The organism is Staphylococcus warneri, assembly GCF_900636385.1.
In the GTDB taxonomy this organism is placed as follows: domain Bacteria; phylum Bacillota; class Bacilli; order Staphylococcales; family Staphylococcaceae; genus Staphylococcus; species Staphylococcus warneri.
Genome location: NZ_LR134269.1, coordinates 2319286 through 2344292 on the forward strand (window position 1 = coordinate 2319286; position 25007 = coordinate 2344292).

Here is a 25007-nt window from a genome sequence, read left to right on the forward strand (position 1 = left end):
GGTAAATTTTTAAGCATTGTAGTATAAAAAAGTCCTCTAACCTATACGGTTGAGGACTATATCATAGTATCTTATTCCCATTCTATTGTGCTAGGTGGCTTAGAGGTAATGTCATAGACAACGCGGTTAACATGATCCACTTCATTAACGATTCGACTTGAAATCTTCTGTAAGACTTCCCAATCGATACGCGCAAAGTCACTTGTCATACCATCAATTGATGTTACAGCACGGATACCGACAGTGTGATCATATGTACGGTAGTCTCCCATAACACCTACAGATTGAATGCCTGGTAATACAGTGAAATATTGCCAAATGTCTCTTTCAAGACCTTCTTCTCGCACTACTTCTCTTAAAATCGCATCTGATTCTCGTACGATTTCTAATTTATCTTCCGTAATTTCACCAAGCACTCGGATACCTAAACCAGGGCCTGGGAATGGTTGTCTCCATACTAAATGCTCAGGAATACCTAATTCGATACCTAATGCACGTACTTCATCTTTGAATAACGTATTAATCGGTTCGATAAGTTCAAATTCCATATCTTCTGGTAAACCACCCACATTATGGTGAGATTTAATTGTTTGAGCTGTTTTTGTACCTGATTCAATCACATCTGTATAAAGCGTACCTTGGGCTAAGAAGTCTACACCCTTTAACTTAGATGCTTCGTCATCAAATACATAAACGAATTCATTACCAATAATTTTACGTTTCTGTTCTGGATCTGATACACCAGCTAATTTTTTCATGAAACGATCTTGTGCATTTACACGAATAATATTCATGTTAAAACCTTCACCGAATTGTTCCATAACCATGTCGCCTTCACCTTTACGAAGTAATCCATGGTCAACAAAGATACAAGTCAGTTGATCACCAATTGCTTTGTGTAGTAATACCGCTACTACAGATGAGTCAACGCCACCACTCATCGCACATAATACTTTACGATCTCCTACACGTTCACGAATTTTTTCGATTTCAATTTCGATAAAGTTTTCCATTGTCCATTCGCCTGTACAATTACAGACACGACGTACAAAGTTTCTTAAAAGGTCATTACCGTATTCCGTATGACGTACTTCTGGATGGAATTGTACGCCATAGATACGACGTGATTTATCTTCAATTGCAGCATAGTTTGTGCTTGGACTATCTGCAATCACTTCAAAGCCTTCAGGAATTTCAATGACTTTATCTGAGTGACTCATCCATACAGTTTGTTCAGATGGTAAACCGAAGAATAACTCGTCAGATTTTGCATTAATAATTGCTTTACCATACTCACGCTCATTAGCACGTTCCACTTTTCCGCCTAATAATTTAGTTGTAAGTTGCATACCGTAACAAATACCTAATACAGGGATGCCTAAATTATAAATTTCTGGATCAATAGTGAATGAACCTTCTTCATAAACTGAATTAGGCCCCCCAGATAATATAATACCTTTAGGGTTCATTCGTTTAATTTCTTCAATAGAAATTTCATGGTCGTGCAATTCGCTATATACACCCATTTCACGTATACGTCTTGTGATTAATTGGTTGTATTGGCTACCAAAGTCTAGGACAAGAATTAACTCTTGCTCTTTCGCCATTTCCATAATTGTCGTTCTCCTTTAAATCTATAGTTAGAATGAATAGTTTGGTGATTCTTTAGTAATTTGAACATTATGTGGGTGACTTTCTGCTAAACCAGCAGGTCCCATACGTGTAAATTGCGCTTCTTCACGTAACGTTTCTAAATCTTTAGAACCAGTGTAACCCATACCTGATCTTACACCGCCCATAAGTTGATAAATTGTATCTTGTAAAGGACCTTTGTATGCTGTACGTCCTTCGATACCTTCTGGTACAAATTTCTTAGGTGTTTTGTCTTCTTGGAAGTAACGGTCATTTGAACCTCTTTCCATTGCACCTAATGAGCCCATGCCACGGTATACTTTGTATTGTCTACCTTGGAATACTTCAGTTGCGCCTGGGCTTTCTTCCGTACCTGCTAATAGACTACCTAACATAACAGCATGTCCACCAGCCGCTAATGCTTTAATAATGTCACCTGAGAATTTAATACCACCATCAGCAATAATTGCTTTACCATGTTTACGTGCTTCAGTTGCACAATCGTAAACAGCTGTAATCTGAGGTACACCTACACCTGCAACGACACGTGTTGTACAAATTGAACCTGGACCGATACCAACTTTAACAACATCTGCACCCGCTTCAAATAAATCTTTTGTCGCTTCTGCAGTGGCAACATTACCAGCTACTAAAGTAATTTCAGGGAATTTATTTTTAATATGTTTAACTTGTTCAATAACACCTTTTGAGTGACCATGTGCTGTATCGATAACAAGTGCGTCCACACCTGCTTCAACTAATTTTTCTGCTCTAATGTCAGTATCTTTAGAAATACCGATTGCTGCCGCTGCTAATAATCGGCCATTAGCATCTTTTGCTGCATATGGGAATTCAAGCACTTTTTCAATATCTTTAATAGTAATTAATCCTTCTAAACGACCATTTTCAACTAAAGGAAGTTTTTCAATTTTATGTTCTTGCAAAATTGCTTCTGCTTCGTCTAGAGTCGTACCTACTGGAGCTGTGATTAAATCTTCTTTTGTCATAACATCTGAGATTTTAATAGAAAAATCTTCAATAAAACGTAAGTCACGGTTAGTTAAAATACCTACTAACTCTCTGTCATCTAAATTATTTACGATTGGTACACCTGAAATACGATATTTACCCATTAAAGCTTCTGCTTCATATACACTTTCGTCAGGTGTTAAATAAAATGGATTACTAATAACACCATTCTCTGAACGTTTTACTTTTTGTACTTCGTCAGCTTGTTCTTCGATACCCATATTTTTATGGATAACGCCTAGTCCACCTTGTCTTGCCATCGCAATAGCCATTTTAGATTCTGTAACTGTATCCATACCCGCAGAAATGACTGGGATGTTTAATTTAATTTTATCTGATAAGCGAACACTCAAATCAACATCGCTTGGTAGTACGTCTGATTGAGCTGGAATTAATAATACATCATCGAATGTTAATGACTCTTTAGCAAACTTATTTTCCCACATTTAAAAACAGCCTCCAATATTATATAGTTTGTTCTATTATTTCACATTTTCTTCACTTTGTTTATAGTTTATACCATTAAAAAAGAAATTTAAGATAATTGCAGAGATGGCACCTAACACAATACCATTTTGTGTTAACCAAGCAAATTGTTCTCCTAAACCTTTAAACGCTTGAGGTACAGCACTAATACCGGTACCTAAACCTACAGACACTGCAATAATTAATAAGTTATTTTGGTTTGCAAAATTAATATTACCTAAAATACTAACACCGTATGCCATTACCATACCAAACATCGCTATCATCGCACCACCTAAAACTGGTAATGGAATAATATTAGCTAAGGCACCTAGCTTAGGAATGCAACCACATATAAGTAATAAAATAACCATGCCATAGATAACTTTATTTTTCTTAGCACCTGATAAAGATACTAAACCAACATTCTGTGAATATGCTGTATAAGGGAACGCATTAAATAATGACCCAATCACAATTGCAAGACCTTCCGCAGTGTAACCCTTACGAAAATCTTTTCGTTCTAATTTCTTCCCAGTAATCTCACTTAAAGCGTGATAGACACCAGTAGATTCGATTAAACTCACCATAGCGACAATAAAGAACACTAAAGTTGCACCTAAATCAAAGCCAAAGCCTGAAAAACGAAATGGCATAGGAATACCTACCCAATGTGCTTCACCTACTTGCTTAACATCTACAAGACCAAAGATTGCTGCTAACACTGTTCCAATGATTAATCCAATTAAAATTGCAATTGATTTTAAAAATCCTGTCGTAAATCGTTGCAAAATCAGTATCACAATGAGTGTAACCCCACCTAATACTAAATTCTTTGGATCACCATAGTTTTTAGCACCTTCTCCACCAGCTAAATAATTCATTGCCACTGGCATTAAATTGATACCAATAATCGTCACAACACTTCCTGTCACGACAGGTGGGAAGAACTTAACTAAATGAGAGAAGAATGGTGCAATGATAATCACTAAAATACCTGATAAAAATAATGAACCATATAATACGCCTAGTCCTTTTGTCTGTCCAATTAAAATCATGGGTGCTACTGCTGTAAATGTACACCCTAATACAATTGGTAATCCTGTACCTGTGACTTTGTTCACTTGTAAGAATGTCGCTACACCACACATAAAAATATCGACTGTTACTAAATATGCAATCTCTTCTGGTGTGAATTTCAAACTTGTTCCTACAATAATAGGAACTAAAATCGCGCCGGCATACATCGCTAATAAATGTTGAATACTAAGAATGAAATTTTTCATTATTTTTCACCCAATAACGTCACTTTATTACCTTTTAATGATGCTACTTTACATAAAGATGATACGTTTAGACCTTCTGCTTCAAGTCTTTGTCGTCCATTTTGGAAACTTTTCTCAACAACGATACCAACACCTGCTGTTTTAGCGTTAGCTTGTTTAACAATATCGTTTAATCCAAGAGAAGCATCACCATTTGCTAAGAAATCATCAATAATTAAAACAGTATCGTTTTCCCCAAGGAATTCTTCAGAAACAATAACCGTGCTTGTTTTATTCTTAGTAAAAGAATGAATATCTGTTTGATAAAATCCATCCTTTAAAGTACTTGGTTTAGCTTTTTTAGCAAATAAGCAAGGTACATCAAAATGGAATGCTGCCATTATTGCTGGCGCAATACCTGATGCTTCAATAGTTAATATTTTTGTAATTCCTTCATTCTTGAATTGTTCAAAGAATGTTTGCCCTACTTCATTCATTAACTTTGCATCAATTTGATGATTTAAAAAACCATCTACCTTAAGTATCTTTTCATCGATGACTACACCATCTTCTTTTACTTTACGTCCTAACGACTCCACCCAGAAAACCTCCTCAAAATTATGTAATCCATAGACTTGTTGATACAAAAAAATCCCCAAACTTTCAATAAGTTTCAGGATCTATGAGGGAACGTGCAATACATTGCGTATAATTGCAAATAAAGAAGTAGATACGCCAAATTAATCGATAATTAAAAATGTATACAATAAGATATAGAGGTCGTTTGTATGCTATTTAAAGAAACTTATATCAACGACACATTACACTAGTCCTTCGTGTTGTTTGAACGATTTAAACTGCTCCTAAGTATTGAATTGTTACCCATAGTCATGTCGTTCAAGGCGACATGGTAGAAACTTCTAAAGCCATATTCTTCAGATTATATGAGTCATATAAATTATTTAATGATGATAGCAAATTTTAGCTACTTTTTCAATATCTATTAAATTACGATCATCGTTGAATTAACAGTATTTTTACTGAAAGCGTTTGATATATAATTCAAAATTAAATTTGGTAGATAAAGTAGTAAAATTATATATTTATATAAACAAAAGTTTTATAATTGAATGGTAAGGGTATAGATTTTGAAAGTAGAGAAAATATAAGGGGCGATAATCATGGCAGAAATTACAGTAGTAAAAGACAAATCAGAATTATACAACGTGATTAACCAAAAGAAATCTGAAGGCTATTTAGAAAGTGAATTAGCGGTTATTAGTCGTTCAAAATTACATTTAGATGATTTACACGACTCTCAAATTAGTTTAATTGCTACAAGCGGCTCATTCAGTGATCGCATGTCTAGATTACTTATCGGTGAAGATGGTGAACAAGCTGTTCTTACAAGATACGATTTAACTGATGAAGAAATCGAAAATCATAAACAAGATATTCTAGACAACAAAATTTTAGTTGTTGCAAGACGCGACCGTTCTTCTCATAACGAAGTAGAAGAAAATAATGCAGCTTACGAAGAACTTGATATCACACATTATGCTGCTGAATCTAAAGGCCCAAAAGCTTAAGACAATCTCGTGAAAATGAAATGGATATAAAAAGGACACCATAACTTGTACGCTAAGCCGTTTAAGTTGTGGTGTTTTACTTTATAAATTTATCCATTAACAGAAATAAACATATGCTATAATTTAAAAAATATATTTTTGGGGGTGCCATGATGGAATTTAAAACGATAACGTCTGTTAAAGATCCATATTTCAAAGAAGCATTACAAATTTACGACGCAAAGTTAGATATTAGCCTCACCGAAGACAGCCATATTTTTAAACAATCATTAGAAAACAATAAAACCGAAAAGGATTATGCCTTTATCGTTGGCATTGAAAATAATGAAGTAATAAGCATGGCAACAGCACATTATGAAGCGACTACTAATTCCGCCTTTCTTATATACCTTATTACCAAAAATAAAGACAATCATGATGAGGTAATGTCTATGACCTTGGATAAAATCGAGGAGCAACTCAATGTCTACGCTAATGAAATTCATGATCGAAACATTAATTTTATTATGATGGAAGTACCTAAAGAACCACTAACAACTGATGAAGAAACAAACAAAGTGCTTGAGCGTCGTCGACAGTTTCTCTATGAACATCAATTTGAAAAACAAAGTGAAATTGATTATATTCATCCCAATTATACAACCGACGAAAATCCGAAAGACATCGACTTATTTATCAAAGCCAATATTGTCTTATCCAAAGATATTTACGGTACAAGTGTGAAGTCTAATTATATTTTGAAATATGTCTTTGCTAATGGCATTTCAAGAGAGATTATATACCCTCTATTAGAAGAGATGAATTTAAGAAGCCCACTTTAACATTACTTGAAATCAACTATAATTAACGGTAAACTATCATATGAGGTAAGACTGACGTTTCACTAACCGAAGACAAACGTCAGTATACATAAACCATATATGAAAGGACTTTATTAATGTTAACTAAAGAATTCGCACAACGCGTCGAGCTAAGTGAAAAACAAGTCCGTAAAATTGTCCAACATTTAGAAGAACGTGGCTATCAACTTAGTAAGACAGAGTACCGTGGACGTGAAGCTACTGATTTTAAAGAAGAAGATATCGAATTATTTAAAGATATCGCAGATAAAGTAAAACAAACGAATAGCTATGACTTAGCATTTGAAGAACTTGAAAAAGAAAAAGACTTCCTTCAAGTATTAGTAAAAGAAGATAATAGTCAATTACCTACTGATCAGAATATTTCACCACTAGTTGAAGACTTACGTAGTGAAATACAAAAAATGCGTGAAGAACGTCAAATGTTAGGTCAAATGATTAGTCAAGTGCACCATCAACAACAGGAACTTAAAGAGTTACAAAATCAAATCACATCTAAAATTGATGCAAATACTGAATCATTAAAAGCTATTCAAACAACTCAAGATGCAATCCAGTCAACACAGCAATCTCACACTAAAAAATTAGATGAACAACAAGCTATTGCTTCTGAATCAAGTGCAAGTCATCAGTCAAGCCAAAGTCATCAACCTAAACAATCTACGTCACTTACATCAAGTGAAAGCAATTCAGTAGCAGCAACTTCCACTTCAACATCTCAACATTCAAATAGTTTGAGCAAAGCTAACGAAGTGACAAAAAGTGAGAGTACTTCATTAAGTACATCTGAGCAATCAACAGCTCAATCAGAATCAACATCATACACTACTTCAGAGTCTCAAGTTTCAAATACAAATAATCATACCGAGTCACAATCATCTCCTCTAGGCCACCCAGAACCTAAAGAAGAGAAAAAAGGCTTTTTCGCAAGATTATTTAACTTATAGTAAATATAAGGTGAAGATAAGTTAAGACAAAAGTGTGTCACTTTATGTCTCAACCAATGCTTCACCTCTTTTTTATGTCAATATCTTACTTATAATCTTATATTGATGTTATAATATATAATACTAAATATATATAAATAATGTTTTACGCTATATCACAACAAAGGACTGACACACTATGAGAAAAGCGACACAATCATTAATCAAAAATCAGTTTAAAAGAAAAACCTCCTTTTTAACTAAACCAATTAAAACATTTAATAAATCCCCATACTTCAAAAAAGTGATGACCTATGCACATTACTATGAAAAGAATAACGTTAATCCTTCCCACATACTTTATCAAGTGACCGATGGCAAAAGCATGACTGATAGTCCATACGCCATTTTTTTATATTTAACGCGTCACAAGGCCTACCAGCACTTACACCATACTTGGGTTGTAGATTCTGAAAGTACAGCTCAACATTACCGTAATCAATTTCAACATTTATCACATGTATCGTTTGTTATTAAAGAATCAAAATCATATTTAAAAGCATTAACCACTTGCAAATATCTTATTAATAACGCTACATTTCCAGCCTATTTTACAAAAAAAGAAAACCAAGTCTATATCAACACGTGGCACGGCACACCATTAAAGCATATGGGATTAGATATTCCTCATTCTTTAATCAAAACGCAAAATACAATGCGTAATTTTTTAATTTCTGATTACATCATATCGCCAAATAAACACACAACTACTATATTAGATCATGCTTTCAAGTTGTCACCAATTTATCAGGGTAATTTTTTAGAAATAGGTTATCCACGTCTTGATTTAACAATCAATTCAACAGAAGCAGATATTAGAAAAGTCTTAAGCTCATTTGTACATTTAAATCAGGAAAAAATAATATTATATTGTCCTACATGGCAAGGTACAGATGTAAATAAACCTATCATTGAAGAAGACAATATCTATAATGAAATTAAAGCATTAGAATCTATAACAGGTTATCAGGTGTTATTAAAAGTACATCCATTTGTATATAAAAAAATAGCTCATTCAGATAATTTAAAACCGTATCTTATACCTAATACTTTTGATACTAATCAATTATTATCAGTCGTTGATTTAATGATTACAGATTACTCTAGTATTTTCTTCGACTTTTTAGTCACTGATAAACCTATTATTTTTTATACAACAAATCATGATGAATACGCACGCACTCGTGGATTATATATTGATACAGAGCAACTTCCTGGTCCAATTTATACAAATATTAATGATGTCATTCAAGGTATTCAAAACGAAACCTATAAGCAATACGATAAAAATTATCAACAATTTAAAGCTCAATTCTGTTCATATGATGACGGTAACGCCTGTCAAAGATTAATTAAAGCAATCTTTAGTACAACATTAAAAACAACACCTTCACATGCAAATAGTGAAAAGCAAAAGACGAAGTTACTATTTTATCCTGGCGGTTTAAAGAACAACGGTATTACTGCTTCGATGTTGAACTTACTTGAAAATATTGATTATGAAAAATACGACGTCACATTAATGGTGACAAATAGCAAAAACATTGAATTTAAAAATAATCTCAATCAAATAAACGGTAATGTCAGAGTATTATTTAGAAGTAGCCCTTTCCTTACTTCATTTAAAGACTTATATCGAGTAGAATTTATTAGACAACGTGGTGTATATCATCATTTTGAAGAGGTTATTCATCCAAAGCACCTCTATCGTCGTGAAATGAGAAAAGTATTCGGGGATATACAATTTGATTATGCTATTGATTTTAGTGGGTATGCATTTTTCTGGGGAAATTTGGTATTAGCTGCTAATGCGAAGAAAAAATATATTTATATGCATAGTGACATGCAAGATGATCAAAACAGAACAGTTAATGGAAAACGACCCCACTACCAAAATTTAAAAACATTGTTTAGTATTTATAAACGTTTTGATAAACTAATTAGCGTATCTGAAGCAACAATGAAAGTGAACCAACGCAAATTTTCATCAACAGTACCCAAAAATAAATTCAATGTTTGTCGAAATACAATCAATTACTCAAAAATCAAACGTCTAATGAATGATGATAGTGAAATTTATAATAAAGATGGCAAACAAGTTATCGTCTCTTATTCAGATGGAAACTTGTTTAACACGCCATTTGATCAGAGTCACTTTAATATCGTCTTTATTGGTCGATTATCACCGGAAAAAGGTATTGATTTACTCATTAAAGCAGTTCATGAATTAAAGACGAAGCACCCACACATCCGACTTTATATTTTAGGTGATGGACCATTAAAAGAAACATTTGTAAACATGATTACTCATCTAAATCTAGAACACAATGTATTTTTATTAGGCCATCAACGTAATCCATTTTATTTATTAAAACGTGCTAATTTATTTGCTTTGACTTCACATTATGAAGGACAATCAATGGTTATATTGGAAGCTTTATCTACTGGAACACCAGTATTAGCATCTGACATTATTGTAAATCGTTACGTTTTAGAAGATGGAAAATACGGTATGCTAGTTAAAAATGAGGTCCAACATATAGCCAATGGTATTGAAGCATTCATTAAAGGTACACAACCTAGCTATAATAGATTTGATGTAGAATCTTATAACAAAGCAGTTATGGATGAATTTTATAGTTTATTAGATTAACTTAAATCATTACTTACCATCTTATTACTCCGTTCCATATAAGTGTTACATTCCAATTCTTTTATTTGGAATGTAACACTTATTTTTATATCTATCTTATGATATCCCACAAATAAAATTATTTATTCAATCAATTTAATACTTTGCACATTTTTAATTATAAAAAATATACCTTTTAAGTTTATAGCCTTGAATTATAAAAATATGAGTAATATTCTTAATACATAAATTTAGAACATAATAATTAAAAAGGAGTGTTATTCATTGGACTCATTTTTAACTGTGATTAATGTTATTGTGCTCATTGCCTTCATTATTATGCTAAATGTCATGGCTAAAAGACACATTTCATTTCCTAAACGTGTATTTACTGCCTTAGCTATAGGCATTATTTTAGGCATCGCAATGCATTTAATCTATGGAGTCGACTCAAAAGTAATCAAAACAACAAGTGATTGGTTTAGTATCGTAGGCGATGGTTATGTCGCACTATTACAAATGATTGTCATGCCGTTAATTTTTATTTCTATCGTTTCTGCATTCAGTAAAATACAAATTGGGGACAAATTTGCTAAAATCGGTAGTTATATCTTCATGTTTTTAATTGGGACTGTAGCTATAGCTGCCTTGGTTGGTATTGGATATGCGTTACTCTTCGGTTTAGATGCATCTTCCATTGATCTAGGTAGCGCTGAACATTCACGCGGTAGCGAAATCACTAAAGAGGCTAAAAATTTAACTGCGCATACGTTACCACAACAAATCTTAGAATTATTACCTAGCAATCCATTCTTAGACTTTACAGGTGAAAGAACAACATCTACGATTGCGGTCGTTATCTTCGCGTCATTTGTTGGATTTGCATATTTACGCGTTGCACGTAAAGAACCTGAACATGGTGACACACTTAAACGTGGTATCGAAGCGATTTATTCTATTGTCATGGCTATCGTAACCTTCGTATTACGATTAACACCTTATGGCATCTTAGCTATTATGGCTTCAACGATTGCTACCAGTGACTTTGCTGCTATCTGGACTCTAGGTAAATTTATGATAGCGTCTTATGCAGCATTAATCACAATGTATATCATTCATCTAGTCATTTTAACTATTCTTGGTATCAACCCAGTCAAATATATGAAGAAAACATTTGAAGTATTGGCCTTTGCTTTTACATCACGTTCAAGTGCTGGTTCTTTACCGTTAAATATTCAAACACAAACAACACGTCTTGGTGTACCTGAAGGTATCGCTAACTTTTCCGCAACATTTGGTCTGTCTATTGGACAAAATGGTTGTGCAGGTATCTATCCTGCGATGCTTGCGATCATGGTTGCACCGGTTGCACATGTAAATATCGATTTACAATTTATCGTGACATTAGTAGCCGTGGTCATTATCAGTTCCTTTGGTGTTGCTGGTGTAGGTGGCGGTGCTACATTCGCATCTATATTAGTCTTATCAACACTAAATTTACCGGTTGCATTAGCCGGCGTCTTAATTTCTATCGAACCTCTTATTGACATGGGTCGTACTGCTCTTAATGTTAATGATTCTATGTTAGCAGGCACAGGTACTGCCAAACTCACTAAAAATTGGGACAAAAAAGCATTCGAATCTAATGAATATGGTGAACTGACAACAGATTAAATATTTTAAAATAAAAGGGAGGAGACAATTAAATTGCCTCCCCCCCTTTTTAATACTATTTTATTAAATCTACAATTAAGATGATGCTATTTCTGACACCAACAATTAACCCTGAAACCATAACATCACTATTGATTAAATAGCGTTATTACCTTTTGATTAATCCTGCATCATTAAGTTGATTTAGCATGTCTAATCTTGTTTTATTTCCTAGGAATGACTCGATTTGTTGTGACCAAGTTTCAGTTCTTTCTCCATCGGTACGCGCTTTATAATAATCACTTACTGTTTGATCATAGGACTGTAATTCACTGATTTGTTTTTCTTTATCTGAATTATATTGGTTTCTATGGAAAACATGTTCTAATGGTAATCGAGGTTTTGCAGAACCATTTTCATTCTCTGCTGGTTCACCAATAGCCATACCAAATAATGGGAAAGTATACTCAGGTAAGTCTAAAATCTCACGTACACGACCAACATCATTACGTAATGAGCCTAAGTAAACAATGCCGTACCCCATATCCTCAGCTGCAACAGCCATATTTTCAGCAACAAGAGCTACATCAATCGATCCCACTAATAGACCTTCAGCAGATTCAAAAGAAACTTCCATGTTTGATTCTACATTCTCATTAATTAAATTATGACGATAATAATCTAAAACAAAAACAAATAAGTAACCATTCTCAACAACATATGGTTGCCCAGATACTTCCTTTAAATCCTCTTTAATTTCAGGGTCATCAATACCAATAATTGAATAAGTTTGTAAATAACTAGATGTAGAAGCACTTTGACCTGCTTCCACTAATTTTTTAATTGTATCTTCACTTAAAGGTGTTGATTTAAAACGGCGAACCGAGTGATGTTTTTTCATTAATTCATATACATAATCTGACACTATTCCCACTCCTACTCCCGAAAAATAATATTTTCGTTAATAATCTTTAAATATTGTATACCCTTTTCAACTGGAAATTAAATTAATTGGATTAACAGGTGAATGATTAATCATATTTTATGTATTTATAATAATTTTGACTTACCCCTATAACAAACCTTCTTTTATGAAAGTTTTGAGACAACATGTTAATATCAAAGTATAGTGGAATCTAATAAAATTACACTATATTATCAATAACAAGCCTTTAGTTGAGAATGTAATTGATTATTTAATGTGTGACAATAGTAAATTATTTCATCAATATCACTTATTTCACTTAAGCGATCAATTTCATTTATAGGCTTATAATACACGTATCATCAATTTCTCAACGTGCTATTAATTATATAAGTTGATGAAGTTGACTATTTAAATCCTAAATGTAATAATAATTAGTAAGAGATTAGAATTATTATAAACAAACAATGATTGTTATCTAATTCTAATAAAACATTTCAAATATCAGGAGGAATTTACCTATGTCTTTAATTAATAAAGAAATCTTACCATTCACAGCACAAGCTTACGATCCAAAGAAAGATGAATTCAAAGAAGTATCTCAAGAAGATTTAAAAGGTTCTTGGAGTGTAGTTTGCTTCTACCCAGCTGACTTCTCATTCGTTTGCCCAACTGAATTAGAAGATTTACAAAACCAATACGATAAATTACAAGAATTAGGCGTAAATGTATTCTCAGTTTCAACTGATACTCATTTCGTACACAAAGCTTGGCACGATCATTCAGATGCTATTAGCAAAATCCAATACAATATGATTGGTGACCCTTCACAAACTATTACTCGTAACTTCGACGTATTAGATGAAGAACTTGGTTTAGCTCAACGTGGTACTTTCATTATCGATCCTGATGGTGTTGTTCAAGCAGCTGAAATCAATGCTGACGGTATCGGCCGTGACGCAAGCACATTAGTACACAAAATCAAAGCTGCTCAATATGTACGTCAACATCCAGGTGAAGTTTGCCCTGCAAAATGGGAAGAAGGTTCTGAAACTTTACAACCAGGATTAGACTTAGTAGGTAAAATTTAAGGAGGCATTAATTGATAATGCTTAATGCTGATTTAAAACAACAATTAAAACAATTACTTGAGCTTATGGAAGGCGACGTTGAATTCGTCGCTAGCCTTGGCTCTGACGATAAATCAAAAGAATTAAAAGAGTTATTAGATGAAGTAGCTGACATGTCTGCGCACATAACAGTTACTGAAAAATCTTTAAAACGTACACCTAGTTTCTCAGTAAATCGCCCAGGCGAAGAAACAGGTATTACCTTCGCGGGTATTCCATTAGGTCATGAGTTCAACTCTCTTGTATTAGCTGTTTTACAAGTAAGTGGACGTGCACCTAAAGAACAACAATCCGTAATTGATCAAATTAAAGGATTAGAAGGTTCTTTCAATTTCGAAACTTACGTAAGTTTAACTTGTCAAAAATGTCCAGATGTCGTTCAAGCATTGAACTTAATGAGTGTAATTAACCCTAACATTACACATACAATGATTGACGGTGCTGTCTTCCGTGAAGAATCTGAAAATATCATGGCCGTACCAGCTGTTTTCCTAGACGGAGAAGAATTTGGTAATGGTCGTATGACAATTCAAGATATTCTTAACCAATTAGGAAGTACTGCAGATGCATCTGAATTCGAAGGCAAAGATCCTTATGACGTATTAGTTATCGGTGGTGGCCCTGCAAGTGGTAGTGCTGCAATCTACACTGCACGTAAAGGCTTACGCACTGGTATTGTTGCAGACCGTATCGGTGGTCAAGTTAATGATACTGCTGGCATTGAAAACTTCATCACTGTTAAAGAAACAACAGGTACTGAGTTTTCTTCTAATTTAGCAGATCATATCGCTCAATACGATATCGATACAATGACTGGTATTCGTGCAACAAACATTGAAAAAACAGATAGCGCTATTCGCGTCACTTTAGAAAATGACGCTGTATTAGAAACTAAAACAGCCATCATTTCAACAGGTGCAAGTTGGCGTAAACTTAACATTCCTGGCGAAGATCGTTTAATCAACAAAGGTGTTGCTTTCTGCCCACACTGTGACGGTCCTCTATTCGAAAATAAAGACGTTGCAGTTATCGGTGGCGGTAACTCAGGTGTTGAAGCTGCAATCGATTTAGCTGGAATTGTTAAACATGTTACTGTATTTGAATATTCTGATGAGTTGAAAGCAGATAGTGTTCTACAAGATCGTTTACGTTCATTATCAAATGTTGACATTAAAACTAAAGCCAGAACTACTGAAGTTATTGGTGAAGATCATGTTACTGGTATCAAATATGAAGATATGAACACTGGCGAAGAACAAGTCGTTAATTTAGACGGTATCTTTGTACAAATCGGTTTAGTACCTAACACTTCATGGATTTCTGATGCAGTTGAACTTAACGGACGTGGTGAAGTTGTTATTGATCGTAATAATAGCACTAATGTTCCAGGTATCTTCGCTGCTGGTGATGTAACTGATCAGAAAAACAAACAGATCATTATCTCTATGGGCGCTGGCGCAAATGCCGCATTGAATGCTTTCGATTATATTATTAGAAACTAATTAAATGGATTCAACATTTCATTAATATATCTTCAAAACAGAATTCCCCTACGGAATTCTGTTTTTTTATTATTTAATTCTTTAAACATGTTATGATGGAATTAATGAAAACTTTTAATCTTTAACATCGTTGGGTTTTTACATTATCAAGACACTGTTTTCTAGTCTAAATCCATCACATATCATAAATTTTAAAGGAGCTATTATGAACACCTTAAATCATATTACCAAAGTGAAAATCTATGAAATCCAATCATTTTTAGACATCCCTAGAAAACTTTCACCACTTGAGACATTACATATTGCTTTTAAATCACATCACATTAACTTCATTTATAACCAAATGAATAAAACCGAACAAGACTGTATTAAATCATTGCTAAACAGTAACGATAATCCCGTCACAGTTAATAAAGAAATTAAACATAAATGTCAATTATCACAACGTTTAGGCTTTATTTATAAGACATCTACAAATACATTTATGCTAGATACGCACTATTTAAATCAAATCAATACGCATGTTTTCGCTAATCATTACCAAAATAAAGTCCAAGACGAAGAAGGACAACTACTTATTCAACAATTAAATCAATTAGATAAAGAACTTTTCAATGCAATTCAACATACATCTTTGAAAGATTATTTATCAACTTTGAAATCGAAAAACTTACAAGACATTTTGAAATTTTATCAAATTAAAAGTCCGTCAAAAATTAAAAAATCAGACGCTATCAATTTAATTAATGATACCTTTTTCAAAGATTATACATTGTTAGAAAATGTCTTTAATCATTTTAAACCGTCATCTTTGTTCATGTTACATCAAATCATTAAAAGTCATACCAATTATGACAATAGTATTGATTTGGCAGCCATAATAGCTAAACATCCAAAATTACATACTGTATCAGATGTGTTAGATCACTTATTTTTATTTAATTATAATGAGCGCTATAATATCGTATCTATTCCTTATGACGCTTTAGATTTCATCCAAAATTACATTCATGATAATGGTGGTATTGAGACATTCCTTAGCCACCAAGAGCAGCATATAGTTTCTGAGGATAATCAAGTACTCGAAGGTCTACGTCTAAATACTAAAAATACTGCGGGTAATGATGATATCTCTAGTGATTCTGTTAAAGAAGAACTGCAGGATCTAGAAACTGAAGTTCCAGAACTTGAAATCTATATGGATCCCGAAATTCGTCAAAATTTAGCTGAAGAACAACTAAACCAATTGAAAAATAATAAGAAAATGCAACAGTATGTAACACCTTTCAATATCTATTTTGCGATAACGAATTTATATGGATATGCATCATTAGAACGTGTGGTTCATTTAATGAAACACTTATACGACAGAGATATGACAGAAAAGGACATTAAAAATGAAATAGAAGCTATGAATATCAATGAATTAGTCATCGTCCAAAATGATATGTTATTACACCCAGTTATTCCTATGCTCGCAAATATTGATGAGATAGACGATCCACTAAAAGGATTTTATGAACCTAGCCATCTCGATGAATTATTAATATATGCAAATAATGAATTTTATACACGTAATACCAAGTTGAAACAATTCATCAAGTTTCTTAGAAATAACATAAAAGAAGATGATGATATTAAAAAGGAAAAAACCGTAAGATATATCTTATTCCACCTAAGAATAGCACCAGATGAAGCTCATGCAGTCGAGATGATGAATAACTTGATTAAACAAAATAAACTTTTACCAATACCAGATAAAAAGTTATCTAAACAAATTGAAAAAGGTTGGACACATCTACGTTTATGGAGTTTACGCGGTTATACTGTTAATGAAACAAAATCACTTTAATTATTTATACACAAAATGTTCATAGTTCATAAATAACTAAGTGCTTAAACATTCAAATCATTTTTGATAAGTGATACGCTATAATATGTAAGAATTTAAAATAATGAATATTGTATGAATAAAAGGAGTTCCAAACCTGATGAAAAACAGAGTTCTACTCACGTTAATTTTATCTTTTGCACTTATCTTATCAGCCTGTGCAAATAAAAGTGAAGATGATAATGATCATGATTCACATAGTAGTGCCCATGCACCTAAAAATGCTAAGCAATTAAAGGAAAAAGATATTTTCACATCTAATAAAAACAATGCTACTATCAGTGAAGACGAAATGAATAAAGCATTAAAAAAATATCTACAAGTTAACAGTGATATTTTAGATAATAAGTACGTGATGCAACATAAATTAGACAGACAGAGTGATAGCAGCACTAAGATTACTAAAAAGCAATCCAAACAATTAAGTGAATTGTCTAATCTTGCAGTAAAAAACGACTTACACTTTAAAAAGTTTGTGAATAATAACAAGATTCCAAGTGAATATAAAGATCCAACTAATCGTATTATCAAATATTTTAAAGCACTTAATAGTACAATCGCTAACGTTGATGAAGACATTGAGCAATTGAATTATCAACCACAAAATTCAATCAATGTCGTAGACGTACCAACCAACTATGCAGGCGATGTAAACAAAAAGCAACAAGATAAAATCAAATCTTTCTTAGACAAGAAAAATATCAAAACTGATGTATTTGATAAATAAACTAAAAAGCTTCTAACCGTTATAAAATTTGCGGATTAGAAGCTTTTATTTATATCTTAAGCCAAATTGACATCACCCGACGTCTAAGTCACACTATAGATAGTTAAACTTTTTATTTACTCATTTAAAAAACATTTTGGAGAGTGACAAGATGAAGTTACGTGTATCTTTTGTAGTGCTCGCGATTTTATCAACAGTGTTAACTATTTTAACGTGTGCTAAATATCCCACTGGGTCTAATACAATCAGTTTGGATAAGCCTGTAGAACTTTGGTCTGCAATAGGTACTATGGTGGCAATGGCATTACCTGCACTCATATTATGTTTTTTCAACTATATGACAACCAGAATTATTTCAAGTATTCTTCAAATTATTGCGGTTCCAGTATGGGCATTATTGGCGCTTATCGCATTCTTTATGGAAAACTATTGGGTTGGCGTTACCGCTACTATATCTTCAATTTTAATTATAATAAGTGTTTTTGTAACGCTCATAGTGGATTCATCGAAACAAAAGAAAACGTCCACAAATTAAAATGTATCTATTTAGACTACTGGACGTCTTAAATTAAAAAAAGTGAAATGCCCCTATCATATAGGGGTATTTCACTCTTTTTTACATTTCAATAAGATAAGGTTTACAATTCTCGATTTTAGCAGTTAATGCTTCTTCTTTCGTTATTTGTTCTAAATACACAAAGATACATCTAATGACAACCTGATGGGCGACTATGACAATTTGATCTGCATTACGATCAACAATAGAATTGAAAAAAGTTGCTACTCTATCAAATACGTCTTGATAACTTTCTCCTTCTGGTGCTTTTTGAGTAAAGCTATGACGGAAATCTTTGAAGTTATCATCATTAAAATATTTATAAAAAGTTTCGTCCTGTGACACTTCTTTTTTATATTTCCCTTCAAAGACACCTAGCGATCTTTCTTTTAATAAATCAGTAAATGTTGTCGGTATATTATAAGGAAATATTGCTTCATACGTTTGTTGTGTTCTTAATAAGCTTGAAACGTATACATGATCAATGTTTTTATTCGTAAAATAATTTACCAATGCTTGTGCACTCTCCGTACCTTGTTCCGTTAATGACACATTAAGTTGACCACAAAAATAAGGCTCCCCATACTTATTATCATAATTGGATTTAGATTCACCATGTCTTACTAAATATATTTTCATTTTGAATCTCCTCACTCATATTAACTTGTTTTACTTAATAATAAATTAATTGATAATCCAATTAAAATAATTCCTACCGCATAATCAAAAATAGCTTTAATTTTAGGATTACTGAACAGTAATTTAATATATTGAAATATAAAGACGCAGAATAGGAACCAACAACATGTTACAAGCACTACCGATAATGCTAAAACTGCAACTTGAGAGGTCATATGTATATTTCCTTGTGATAAGAATTGAGGTAATATACTCATGTAATAAAGTAATGCTTTAGGATTTAATATCGTACTTAAGAAACCTTGTCTATATGATGATAGATATGACACTTGATTTAAGTCTTGTTTTTTATCATTAAAGGACATCGATTGACGTGCTGATAAGATAGAGCGTACGCCTAAATAGATTAAATAACATGCACCAAGTACTTTAATCAAAACAAAGACATAATATAAACTTGTTAATATGTATATAATTCCAAAAATAGCTAAACTAGCGTAAACAATATGACCCGTGGTAATACCTAATGCGGACATCATACCGTTTCTTTTTCCTGAATGGACCGTATTTTTCATTACAATTAGAAAATCAGGACCAGGTACAATGATGATTAAGAGTGAAATCAATATAAATGTTAATATACCTTCCAAAATGAATCCCTCCATAAAGCTATCGTATCAATCCATGCATAAACATACAACACTTCGAAAAATATTGAGAATTGACTAACTATTCATGCATATAAGATAAATAAAATTAAAAAATGAATGATATGATTGCATATTTATAATTAAATGTACACAACGAAAAATTTATTTTAGAATTAAGTTGTTTTAATTGGTATTTTAATATAATTCATGATATTATATACATGTAGTTAATAAGTAACTACAAAGTCTTTTATATTCATGAACATAATACTCCTGGATGGCGTTACCCAGCGTCATCCTCTTTTTTGTCTAAATTTAAATGATATATATTTTTATAATCACTTTTATCAACATATCTCTTCAATTATGATCAATCGATTAGGGTACGTAACCAATGAGGAGGTATATATGTTATGAAAATAGTGATTATTATTTTAGGTATACTCGTCATTTTGTCATGGTTTTATTTATTTTATACATATAGACAAAATGGTGATAAAAGTAATTCAATTAAAGTACAAAATATCATCCTTCTAGCATGTTTACTAACACTTCTAATGACCATTTTAGCCAGTATTTACGTCGAGTAATTTGGCTACTATTAAATAATAAAAAAATAGAGATGTCCTTATCAATTAAGGTCATCTCTATTGCTATGTTACAATTATTTTTTTCGTAAAGCTTTTAAAGCTAATGAAACTAAGAAAATTAAAATAATTGAACCTAATAATGCTGGGAAGATATAAATTTTACCTAGTTCTGGGCCCCATTGTCCAAAGATCATTGAACCAACCCATGCACCTACGATACCAGCAATAATATTACCTAAAATACCGCCTGGGATATCTTTACCAAGAATTGCACCTGCAATCCAACCGATAAGACCACCTACGATGATCATTCCTATTAATCCGAACATGTGTCTTCACTCCTTTCAATACATAATTATCATTATGTCTACCTATGGTGTATACCCCATAATCACATCCCGAAACCATTTTAGTTAAAAATTTATTAAAACTAGTAAAAAAATAGATATTTATATATTGATAATTATTAACCATTCGTTTAAAATTTCTAATTGCAATTCATTCAATAACGTATGCACAATAAACAAATGGGATGGTACCGACTTATTATTTTCTAAGAATATGAAAGGTTGTATCATCTTGAACGCAAATAAAAATAAATTTTTCATTTTTAAAATAGGTTTCGACTTATTAAGTGCGATATCTATTATTTTAATTCTGACCATTATTACACTCAATTTTTATATTAATGGTCATTTACATGGTCAATTTGAGATGGGTTTTCATGTTGAAAGCAATCAAATTTATCTACTTTCTTTTCTTATTATATTAATTATTTTAAGTAGTTTAACTTCATTTTTATTAGGTCGTTTTAATAACAATAATTAAGAAAAGCTATGGCACTGACATGCAATCAGTTTCAGCCATAGCTTTTCTTTATTCGTGATTTATTTTTCGTTTATAGAGCGCTCAGTTTCATCCTCTTCATCATCCTCTAAAAATAATGTATCAATGACTTCATAAGCTGTTAACAATAGTCCTAGCGTCACTGCAATATTCGCAGAATGATTGTCAAAGAACTTTACAACGCTAATTTTTTCTAAAAAATGAAAAAAGGCATTATCAATACCGTAATCAAAGTTAAAATAAGTAATTGCTATACCAATTGCAAACGTAATCATTAAATTAATACATACACCTTTAATTGCTTCATTCACCTTAGAATTGATTACCCATCACCCCATAAATATCAATAAATCATTATGTATACTTTAAGCTTAACAAAAATGACTAAGCAACTCCACACATGGAAAATTTCAAAGTCTTCAGATTCACATTGTTTATATATTGAATATCCCTCATGAAGTTTTTGAAAACAAAAAAGAACCTCATAGGCTAAGCCTACAAGGTTCCGACAATAAACTATATATTATTGTTCTTCTTTTATATAGACATATTTTATAACATTCCATCAACAATCAAAATGCCTATAAATCAGTATATATAGCTATGTCATCATTAAATTAAAGTTCATAATCTTGCTCTTCGTTTCAAAATTATGCCCTTTTTTTGCCCTTAAAATTGTTTGATTCCACGTGGAATCATCAGAAAGTTCTTCACTAACTTTTATAAATTTAGTTACTTGAGTTCTGTTTAAATTTACTGACTTTAATCAATTTGATCACTCACCATGCCAAGATCATTTTCTTTAACATGCTTTAATCTTCTGCTATTTCATAATTAGATTTACTAATTATACTGATCTTGCATTTCATGACGCCAAATTCATTTACCATTAACACACATAGTATAGTTACGAAATAATATTTGCCACTGTAACACAGGACGTTTCTCAGAACATAAAAAGAATACCATACCTATTTAAATAGATATGGTATTCTTTAAAGATTGAAAAAATAATGAAGATCTTAAAAACGAGTGACCAGCTCTACAAACATTATAACCGATTTCTAATGATTTAAACATAAAAATACCACACCTTTTAAAAAAGATGTGGCATAGCCTGATTTAGCTAAGTATAAACAATGGAGTATCGAATGAAAAAAAGGGTTAATTAAACTCTAGTATGTGCATAACCGATTTTAAGTGATTTAAACATAAAAAAACACCACTAATTAAAGTGGTGTGGGGGTTTTCATGAATATTATACAAAAGGGTAGAGCCAACTGGCTCCATTGACTCTACCATTATTTAACCGATTTCTTACATTTTAAACATAGTATTCACTAAATAAATTAAAATATCTGTTAAACTAAAAATATATGAATTTTTAGTGAGGTGATGGTGCATTGACCTTTGTCATAGTATGCCTATATATACTCTGTGTTATTTGTCTTTTGCTGTTCTCTTATTATCTATACATGTTATTTAATTTAATAGACCACCATCATAAGATAATTTACACATTATGGACTATTTTATATGCAATATGTACGACGGTTATTATTATACTATTATTTAAATTCAGTTGATTCGATCATTACAATTCTTATTCAATACAGAAAACCACACTCTTATTTGAGTGTGGCGAAAAGCTATTTAAATGCGTAAGCAATTATGGAGCTGGGGAGCCCCATGTACAATTATAACATTTTTACTAATAAAAAACCACGATCATAATGAACGTGGTTGGAAGAATATAAAAGTTATTTAATGAGTGCTTATTTCATGTGATATTTAAAATATAACATATTATCTTACGTAAACACAAATTTTAATATACCGTTTAAATAAAAAAAGGCAATCACTATGATTACCTTTTATACAAATAGAAACAAGAGGGAATGATTCAAAGCAAAACCACTACAATTCTTTTGTAGTATTTATATTCCTAATTTCAATGTATCATTTTTTTACTAACGACGGAACCAAATTAATTTACATTTTTTTGACAATCATTTCATAAAAAAACCGTATCATAACTGATACGGTCAATGACTCTTAGTTAAAAAGTATTGCGAATTTACCCAGTGACATGCATAAGTAAACTAGTCAGGGATTTTTTATAGCTTTCTACAAAGGGTTGCATGTATTGTATATAATACCATAAAAATAAGAACAGTTAAATAAACTGTTCTTAAATAGTAACGAATATATGAGGTTATCAATTACTAATATATATAATATAATATTGAACTCTAAAATGCAAAAATTTACTATTTTATTTACGTAACTTTAGTTTGAAACTAAAGTACTCAATTTTGAGTACTTTAGATGTAAAAAGTTTTGGTTTTAGACATAGATTATAACACACTTACAAAGATTTTCACAATACAAAAAGATAGCCACTAGGACTATCTTTCGAAAGAAAACTAATAATGATGATAGAATGCCTCGTGAGAACTTAATTAATATCTCACTAATATTAATCTAACATTAACTTCTTATAAATATAACCCCAAATGAAGCATTTTACAAAAATAAAAAAACTACCTTATTAAGATATGGTTAACGAAAGCTTTATTAATAACAATAGATTGGGTGAAAATCAAAAGGAAAAATAATTATTTAATAAATAGAAGATAAATACCATATCTTAAATAAGTGTAGTAAAAACTATAGTTTTTTGAGTGTTTAAAGTTATACAAATGCATAACTCCTACATTAGTATAGCCATTTTTTTAAATATTAAACATAGATAAGTAGATATATTACTTCTTAAATCTCACTATTTAGATATTATTTTTCCAACTCTTTTAAATCTCGTTCATTCTCTTCATCGTCTTGACCAATGCTATCAATAAAAACTGGTGTCGCCACATTCATATCTACTTTATCAGTAAATATTGTGGTATTTATTCCACTTCTTCATCCCATTCACCTATGTTAATTTCAAAATTACGATTTGTAATTTCTTGTTTATCTGTAAATAATTTATGATATTTACCCAACATATCACGAGCACGTAAGCGATCGCTAGGCTTAATAGGTACTTCTATCAGTTCAACGTATTCATTATAAACTAACTGAATCTTACCATTCTGTGGATTCTCTTTATATTCACCACGCTTAACAATAACTTCCTTTGTTTCAGTTTCATCACCAACCGCTGAATTAGTTAATAGATGCAATAGCTCATTAGCACTTAATACACTTTCATCTATAACTTTTTTCTTTTGCTCTTGGATATAATCATTAATATGTTTCTTCTTTAATAAACGACATCCTGTAACGTGTGCTGTTTTAGGTGAATAGCCAGCTGTTATAGCGCTTTGTGTAACGTTTAATGTTCTAATATATTCATTTACAAAGCGTTCTTGTTTTGCCGTTAAATTTGTCATATAAACAACTCCTTATTATAAAAATTGCCTATCTCACTACAAGAT

General features: G+C 31.8%; 21 protein-coding genes and 1 riboswitch. Of the genes, 10 read left to right on the forward strand and 11 right to left on the reverse strand.

All coding sequences use genetic code 11. The annotated features are described in order from the left end of the window. Positions 1-71 precede the first annotated feature (71 nt). The 4 genes from guaA to xpt are packed head-to-tail and all read right to left on the reverse strand — an operon-like array spanning position 72 to position 4990. Positions 72-1613, reverse strand: coding sequence for a glutamine-hydrolyzing GMP synthase (guaA, locus tag EL082_RS11330; protein ID WP_002466433.1), 1542 nt, complete (start codon positions 1611-1613; stop codon positions 72-74). 27 nt (positions 1614-1640) lie between these two features. After that, positions 1641-3107: an IMP dehydrogenase gene (gene guaB / locus EL082_RS11335; protein ID WP_002466427.1), complete on the reverse strand. Its 1467-nt coding sequence runs from the start codon at positions 3105-3107 to the stop codon at positions 1641-1643. 36 nt (positions 3108-3143) lie between these two features. Beyond that, positions 3144-4412, reverse strand: a complete 1269-nt coding sequence (gene pbuX, locus EL082_RS11340) for a xanthine permease PbuX (protein ID WP_002466441.1) — start codon at positions 4410-4412, stop codon at positions 3144-3146. Continuing rightward, entirely contained in the window at positions 4412-4990 is a 579-nt protein-coding gene (gene xpt / locus EL082_RS11345) for a xanthine phosphoribosyltransferase (protein WP_049416707.1), read from the reverse strand. The genes pbuX and xpt overlap by 1 nt, the downstream gene beginning before the upstream one ends. A 266-nt stretch (positions 4991-5256) precedes the next feature. Continuing rightward, positions 5257-5359: riboswitch (purine riboswitch) on the reverse strand. A 213-nt stretch (positions 5360-5572) separates the two neighbouring features. Here xpt and EL082_RS11350 point away from each other — a divergent pair. The 5 genes from EL082_RS11350 (at position 5573) to EL082_RS11370 (ending at position 12132) form a co-directional block, all read left to right on the forward strand. Beyond that, a complete protein-coding gene (locus tag EL082_RS11350; protein ID WP_002466426.1) occupies positions 5573-5980 on the forward strand; it encodes a general stress protein in 408 nt (135 codons plus the stop codon). A 152-nt stretch (positions 5981-6132) separates the two neighbouring features. Further along, the gene (locus tag EL082_RS11355) at positions 6133-6801 is read left to right on the forward strand and encodes a hypothetical protein (protein WP_002466432.1); all 669 of its coding nucleotides are present in this window, start codon (positions 6133-6135) and stop codon (positions 6799-6801) included. 116 nt (positions 6802-6917) lie between these two features. After that, positions 6918-7787 carry a hypothetical protein gene (locus EL082_RS11360; RefSeq protein WP_049416706.1) on the forward strand — a complete coding sequence of 290 codons (870 nt, stop codon included), beginning with the start codon at positions 6918-6920 and terminating at the stop codon, positions 7785-7787. A 178-nt stretch (positions 7788-7965) separates the two neighbouring features. After that, the gene (locus EL082_RS11365) at positions 7966-10479 is read left to right on the forward strand and encodes a glycosyltransferase (protein ID WP_049416704.1); all 2514 of its coding nucleotides are present in this window, start codon (positions 7966-7968) and stop codon (positions 10477-10479) included. 264 nt (positions 10480-10743) lie between these two features. Next, positions 10744-12132, forward strand: coding sequence for an L-cystine transporter (locus EL082_RS11370; protein ID WP_002466442.1), 1389 nt, complete (start codon positions 10744-10746; stop codon positions 12130-12132). Between the two features lie 148 nt (positions 12133-12280). On the opposite strand, the gene EL082_RS11375 is transcribed toward EL082_RS11370, so the two are convergent. Continuing rightward, positions 12281-13036, reverse strand: a complete 756-nt coding sequence (locus tag EL082_RS11375) for an NADPH-dependent oxidoreductase (RefSeq protein WP_049416702.1) — start codon at positions 13034-13036, stop codon at positions 12281-12283. Between the two features lie 521 nt (positions 13037-13557). On the opposite strand from EL082_RS11375, the gene ahpC reads away from it, so the two are divergent. From ahpC to EL082_RS11395, 4 genes are all read left to right on the forward strand, one after another. Continuing rightward, positions 13558-14127: an alkyl hydroperoxide reductase subunit C gene (gene ahpC / locus EL082_RS11380; protein ID WP_002451489.1), complete on the forward strand. Its 570-nt coding sequence runs from the start codon at positions 13558-13560 to the stop codon at positions 14125-14127. Positions 14128-14144: 17 nt separating this feature from the next. Further along, positions 14145-15668: an alkyl hydroperoxide reductase subunit F gene (gene ahpF, locus EL082_RS11385; protein WP_049416700.1), complete on the forward strand. Its 1524-nt coding sequence runs from the start codon at positions 14145-14147 to the stop codon at positions 15666-15668. Positions 15669-15873: 205 nt separating this feature from the next. Beyond that, positions 15874-17520 (forward strand): hypothetical protein, encoded by a 1647-nt coding sequence (locus tag EL082_RS11390; RefSeq protein ID WP_049416698.1) that lies wholly within the window; start codon positions 15874-15876, stop codon positions 17518-17520. 139 nt (positions 17521-17659) lie between these two features. After that, positions 17660-18286 (forward strand): NDxxF motif lipoprotein, encoded by a 627-nt coding sequence (locus EL082_RS11395; RefSeq protein WP_049416697.1) that lies wholly within the window; start codon positions 17660-17662, stop codon positions 18284-18286. Between the two features lie 120 nt (positions 18287-18406). Here EL082_RS11395 and EL082_RS11970 read toward each other — a convergent pair whose 3' ends face one another. The 3 genes from EL082_RS11970 to EL082_RS11410 form a co-directional block, all read right to left on the reverse strand. Then, positions 18407-18619 carry a hypothetical protein gene (locus EL082_RS11970; RefSeq protein WP_174221800.1) on the reverse strand — a complete coding sequence of 71 codons (213 nt, stop codon included), beginning with the start codon at positions 18617-18619 and terminating at the stop codon, positions 18407-18409. A 283-nt stretch (positions 18620-18902) separates the two neighbouring features. After that, positions 18903-19481: a histidine phosphatase family protein gene (locus tag EL082_RS11405; RefSeq protein ID WP_049416695.1), complete on the reverse strand. Its 579-nt coding sequence runs from the start codon at positions 19479-19481 to the stop codon at positions 18903-18905. A gap of 20 nt (positions 19482-19501) precedes the next feature. Further along, positions 19502-20131 carry a LysE family translocator gene (locus EL082_RS11410; protein ID WP_002451495.1) on the reverse strand — a complete coding sequence of 210 codons (630 nt, stop codon included), beginning with the start codon at positions 20129-20131 and terminating at the stop codon, positions 19502-19504. A 413-nt stretch (positions 20132-20544) separates the two neighbouring features. Here EL082_RS11410 and EL082_RS11955 point away from each other — a divergent pair, with 413 nt between their 5' ends. Then, positions 20545-20721, forward strand: a complete 177-nt coding sequence (locus tag EL082_RS11955; protein ID WP_162837427.1) for a hypothetical protein — start codon at positions 20545-20547, stop codon at positions 20719-20721. Between the two features lie 74 nt (positions 20722-20795). On the opposite strand, the gene EL082_RS11415 is transcribed toward EL082_RS11955, so the two are convergent. The 3 genes from EL082_RS11415 to EL082_RS11435 all read right to left on the reverse strand — a co-directional run bounded on the left by EL082_RS11415 (position 20796) and on the right by EL082_RS11435 (position 24962). Next, positions 20796-21050, reverse strand: coding sequence for a GlsB/YeaQ/YmgE family stress response membrane protein (locus EL082_RS11415; RefSeq protein WP_049416691.1), 255 nt, complete (start codon positions 21048-21050; stop codon positions 20796-20798). Positions 21051-21608: 558 nt separating this feature from the next. Continuing rightward, positions 21609-21878: a hypothetical protein gene (locus EL082_RS11425; protein WP_049416688.1), complete on the reverse strand. Its 270-nt coding sequence runs from the start codon at positions 21876-21878 to the stop codon at positions 21609-21611. Between the two features lie 2598 nt (positions 21879-24476). Further along, positions 24477-24962: a terminase small subunit gene (locus EL082_RS11435; protein WP_049416686.1), complete on the reverse strand. Its 486-nt coding sequence runs from the start codon at positions 24960-24962 to the stop codon at positions 24477-24479. Between the last annotated feature and the right edge of the window lie 45 nt (positions 24963-25007).